This is a genomic window from Streptomyces sp. NPDC037401 (assembly GCF_055602345.1).
Genome location: NZ_JBVJWO010000014.1, coordinates 23,410 through 28,070, shown reverse-complemented (window position 1 = coordinate 28,070; position 4,661 = coordinate 23,410). Strand labels below are relative to the sequence as shown.

Sequence of the window (4,661 nt, the reverse complement as noted above, 5' to 3'; positions counted from 1 at the left end):
ACCAAGCGCAAAAAGAATCCCCCTCCCCCCCCCCCCCCCCCCCCCCCCCCCCCCCCCCCCCCCCCTCCCCCTCCCCCCCCCCCCCCCCCCCCCCCCCCCCCCGCCGCGGACCTCACGCGCGGGGGTCCCGGGGCTCACGGGGGTCCCGGGACTCGCGGCACAGGACCAGGAGGGCCACGTCGTCGTCGGGCCCGTCCGTGAACCGCGCCACGTCCTGCCACACCGCGTCCACCAGTCCCTGCCGGTCCGCCGCGCCGGCCAGCAGCTCCGGCAGCCGGTCCAGCAGCGGATAGAACGTGCCGGCGGCGTCGCGGGCCTCGGTGATCCCGTCCGTGTGCACCAGCAGCCGGTCCCCCGGCTCCAGCGGTACGGACACCACGGCCGGCACGACCGTCTCCGTCAGCCCGAGCCCCAGCGGGAGCCCCGGCTCGGCGAGCACCTCCGTCACCCCGGCCGCTCCCGGGGGCCCGCCCGTGCGCAGCAGCACCACCGGCGGGTGCCCGCAGGAGAGCACCCGTACCAGCGGCAGTCCCGGCGGGAACTCCAGCAGCACCGCCGTCGCGAAGAGTTCCGCGGGCTCCTCGTGCTCGGCGTCCGCTGCGGCCGCGGTTCCCGCTCCGGCGGCGGCACCCGCGGTGCGGGCCGCCTTCGCCCCCCGCGCCGCCTCCGCCGCGTCGGCCGTCAGCCGCCGGTCCAGCCGCGCGGCCACGGCCTCCAGGTCCGCGTCGTCGAGGACCGCCTCGCGGAAGGCGCCGAGCAGCGAGACCACCGTGCCGACCGCGGCGAGCCCGTGCCCCTGGACGTCCGCGACCACCGCGCGCACGCCGTAGGGGCCCTGCCGTACGTCGTACAGGTCGCCGCCGACCAGCGTGCCCCGCTGCGCCGCCCGGTACAGCCCGGAGCACACCACCGGACCCACCCGTTCCGGCAGCGGCGGCAGCACTGCCAGCTGCGCGGCCTCCGCGACCGTGCGGACACTGACCAGCTGGGCGTCCCGGCGCTTGCGGACCCAGGCGATCACCACGCCGAGCAGGCCGACCAGGGCCACGTTGACCAGGTCGACGGCCCGTGCCTGGCCCACGCCCAGGCCCGGCGCGCCCAGCAGCACCAGGACCACCACGGCGAAGACGGCCGTGCCCACCGCCCCGTAGGAGAAGGCCGCGACGGGCGGCAGCGCGGCCAGGAAGAAGCCCAGTTCGACGGTGTCGGGGGTGGCCAGCTGGGCGACCGAGAGCAGCACCAGGGCGGCCGCGGGAGCCACCCGTGCCCACCGCGGTGGCGGCGCCCCGCGCAGCCAGCCCGGCTCCGCATCCGCACGCCGCGCCCTCACCCTCTCACCCTCGTACGGCACGCCCGGGCCCGCACTCCGGGTGGCCCCGGACGGGCGCGGGCCCGAGAGTGGTCCCGTGACGGAGACCAGCGCGAGCGCCAGGATGAGCACCCGGCTCAACTGGCTGCGGGCGGGCGTGCTCGGTGCGAACGACGGCATCACGTCGACGGCGGGCCTCGTGGTGGGTGTCGCGGGTGCCACCACGTCGCGGTCGGCGCTGCTCGCCGCCGGGGTGGCCGGGCTGCTGGCGGGCTCGCTCTCGATGGCGGCCGGGGAGTACGTGTCCGTCAGCTCCCAGCGCGACTCCGAGAAGGCGGCGCTGGAGACCGAGCGCCGCGAGCTCGCCGCGGAGCCGGAGGCCGAGCTGGACGAGCTGACCGACCTGCTGGCGGAGCGCGGGCTGAGCCGGGAGGTGGCGCGCGAGGCGGCCGTGCAGCTCACCGAGCGGGACGCGCTGCGCGCCCACGCCCGGGTGGAGCTGGGCATCGAGCCGGACGAGCTGGCCGAGCCGTGGCACGCCGCCTTCGCCAGTTTCGTGGCGTTCACCGCCGGGGCGCTGCTGCCGCTCCTCGCGATCCTGCTGCCGCCGCCGGAGCTGCGGGTGCCGGTGACCGTGGCCGCCGTGCTGGCCGCGCTGGCGCTGTGCGGCATGGTCAGTGCCTGGCTGGGCGACGCCCCGCGGCCGCGGGCGGTGCTGCGGAACATGGCGGGCGGGGCGCTGGCCATGGCCGTGACCTATCTGGTGGGCCACTGGATCGGGGCCTGAGCCCTGCCCGTGCGATCGGGCCGCGATACCGCCGGGGAAACGCTGCTGCGGGCAGGATGGGGGCATGCGGATCGCGGTCACCGGCTCGTCCGGTCTCATCGGCAAGGCACTCGTACGCTCCCTGCACACGGACGGGCACGAGGTGGTGCGGCTGGTGCGCCGGCCGCCCGCCGCGCCCGACGAGGCGCTGTGGGACCCGAAGCGCGGCCACGTGGACCCGGCCGGGCTCGCGGGCTGCACGGGCGTGGTCCACCTCGCGGGGGCCGGCATCGGGGACCACCGGTGGACCGACGCGTACAAGAAGGAGATCCGCGACAGCCGGGTGCTCGGCACCCGGACGCTGGCGCAGGCAGTCGCGGCGCTGGACGAGCCGCCCGAGGTCCTGATCAGCGCCTCGGCCGTGGGCTACTACGGCGACACGGGCGACCGGGCCGTGGACGAGCACGCGCCCGCCGGGCAGGGCTTCCTGCCGCAGGTGTGCGTGGACTGGGAGGCGGCGACCGGCCCGGCCGCGGAGGCCGGGGTGCGGACCGTGCTCGCGCGCAACGGCCTGGTGGTCTCCGGCGAAGGCGGTGCCTGGCAGCGGATGTTCCCGCTGTTCCGCGCGGGCCTCGGCGGGCGGCTGGGCAACGGCCGGCAGTACTGGAGCTTCATCTCCCTCTACGACGAGATCTCCGCGATCCGGCACCTGCTGGAGAACCGCTCGGTGTCGGGACCCGTGAACATGACGGCCCCCCAGCCGCTGACCAACCGTGAGATCACGGCGGCGATGGGCCGGGTGCTGCGCCGGCCGACGGTCCTCGCGGTACCGGAGTTCGCGCTCCGGCTGGTGCTGGGCGAGCTGTCCCAGGATGTGCTGGGCAGTCAGCGCGCGTTGCCGCGCAAGCTCCAGGAGTCGGGTTTCCGCTTCGCCTTCCCGGAGATCGACGACGCCATCCGGGCTGCTCTGGCGGCCGGGAGGCGCTGACCCGGCCGGTGTGCGCGAGGCCCCGCGGAACCACCGGGCAGACCGAAAGCGACCGTTGTGCGACCGGCGTGCGACCGTATGCGACCGGACTTGCGCCCATTCGGCGGCCGAACGGGGGTATCCCCGGGGCCCGTTGGGGGAAGAACGATCCCCACAAGCCGCGCCGACCTCGGGGAGGGGCACGTGCTCAGCAGCGCACACCACGCGGACGTGGTCATAGTCGGAGCCGGAGTCTCGGGACTGTCGGCGGCACATCACCTCATCAATGCAGGAATCACCGTCACGGTCCTGGAGTCGGCCCCCGGACCGGGCGGCCGGATGGCGACCGACCGGGTCGACGGCTTCCTGCTCGACCGGATCGGCCAGCTCCTCAACACCTCATACCCTGAGCTCGCCCGCACCCCCGCCCTCGCGGACCTGCGGCTGCGGACCTTCGAGCCCGGGGCGCTCGTACAGAGCGAGGGCCGCCGCCTGGGCGTACCGCCGAGGGGGTACCCGCGGCCGGAGGCCCCGGGAGGCGCCCGCGGACGGGTCGGCCCCGGCGGCGCCCGCAAGGCCGCCCGGGCCCTGGCCACCCGCTCGCTGGAACAGGCCCGCCTCAGCGCCTCGCTGGCCCGGCTCGCCGCGACCCCGCTGGACCGGCTGCTCGCCCGGCCCGACCGGACCGCGGCGGCCGCCCTGCCGCGCACCTTCAACGGCCTGCTGCGCCCGCTGCTGGCCGCCCTGCTCTGCGACCCGGAGCTCACCACCTCCCGGCGGTGCGCGGACCTCGCCCTGCGGGCCCTCGCCCTGGGCCGGCCGGCCGTGCCCGAGGGCGGCGCGGGCGCCCTGCCCGCCCTGCTCGCCGACGGGCTCCCGCCGGGGACCCTGCACACCGGGGTCCGGGTGCGGTCGGTGTCCACGAGCCTGGTGACCACCGAGGAGCACGGCGAGTTCCGGTGCCGGGCCGTCCTGCTGGCCACCGGCGCCCGGGCCGCGGCCGAGCTGCTCCCGGGGCTGCGCGTACCGGACTTCCACCCGGTGACCGTGCTCCACCACACCGCCCCGGCGGCGCCCGCCGTGGAGCCGGCGCTCCTGCTCGACGCCGACCGGCGCGGGCCCGTGGCGCACACCGCCGTCATGAGCGCGGTCGACCCCACCCGGGCGCCGCGCGGGAAGGTCCTGATCACGTCGACCGTACTGGGGCCGCCGCCGCCCGGCCGCGCGGTGCTCGACCACCTCGCGGCCCTGTACGGCACGCCCACCGGCGACTGGGAGCTGCTGGCCGTGCACCACACCCCGGAGGCCGTGCCGGCCATGCCGCCGCCGCACGACCTGCGGCGCCCGGTGCGGCTGCTCGCGGGCCTCTACGTGTGCGGGGACCACCGGGACACGAACACCGTCCAGGGCGCCCTGTACTCGGCCCGCCGGGCCTCCAGGGCCGTCCTGGGCGACTTCGGCGTCCCGGCCGCCCGGTCCCCGCTCGCCCTGCCCGCGGCGGCCTGACCGGGCCGCCGCGGGGAGCGCCCGGGTACGGGAGAGAGGGGGAGCAGGTGGGGGCAGGGCGTCCCGCAGACGCCTTCCCAGCGGGGTCCCTCCCAGGGTTGGAGTCTTGCGAG

Annotated in this window: 4 protein-coding genes; 3 read left to right on the top strand and 1 reads right to left on the bottom strand. The window is 77.2% G+C overall.

Annotated features, from left to right (window positions below; translation table 11 throughout):
• Positions 1–112: 112 nt before the first annotated feature.
• A complete protein-coding gene (locus ACZ7H1_RS16780) occupies positions 113–1,261 on the bottom strand; it encodes a PP2C family protein-serine/threonine phosphatase (RefSeq protein WP_470787372.1) in 1,149 nt (382 codons plus the stop codon).
• Positions 1,262–1,433: 172 nt separating this feature from the next.
• On the opposite strand from ACZ7H1_RS16780, the gene ACZ7H1_RS16775 reads away from it, so the two are divergent.
• The 3 genes from ACZ7H1_RS16775 (at position 1,434) to ACZ7H1_RS16765 (ending at position 4,548) form a co-directional block, all read left to right on the top strand.
• Positions 1,434–2,096: a VIT1/CCC1 transporter family protein gene (locus ACZ7H1_RS16775; RefSeq protein WP_470787621.1), complete on the top strand. Its 663-nt coding sequence runs from the start codon at positions 1,434–1,436 to the stop codon at positions 2,094–2,096.
• Between the two features lie 64 nt (positions 2,097–2,160).
• Positions 2,161–3,063 (top strand): TIGR01777 family oxidoreductase, encoded by a 903-nt coding sequence (locus ACZ7H1_RS16770; RefSeq protein WP_470787371.1) that lies wholly within the window; start codon positions 2,161–2,163, stop codon positions 3,061–3,063.
• A 183-nt stretch (positions 3,064–3,246) separates the two neighbouring features.
• Positions 3,247–4,548 (top strand): NAD(P)/FAD-dependent oxidoreductase, encoded by a 1,302-nt coding sequence (locus tag ACZ7H1_RS16765; RefSeq protein WP_470787369.1) that lies wholly within the window; start codon positions 3,247–3,249, stop codon positions 4,546–4,548.
• Positions 4,549–4,661 lie beyond the last annotated feature (113 nt).

Bases quoted from the DNA above. Each gene is read 5' to 3' on its own strand.
- ACZ7H1_RS16775 (WP_470787621.1), top strand. From the start codon at position 1,434: ATGAGCACCCGGCTCAACTGGCTGCGGGCGGGCGTGCTCGGTGCGAAC.
- ACZ7H1_RS16770 (WP_470787371.1), top strand. From the start codon at position 2,161: ATGCGGATCGCGGTCACCGGCTCGTCCGGTCTCATCGGCAAGGCACTC.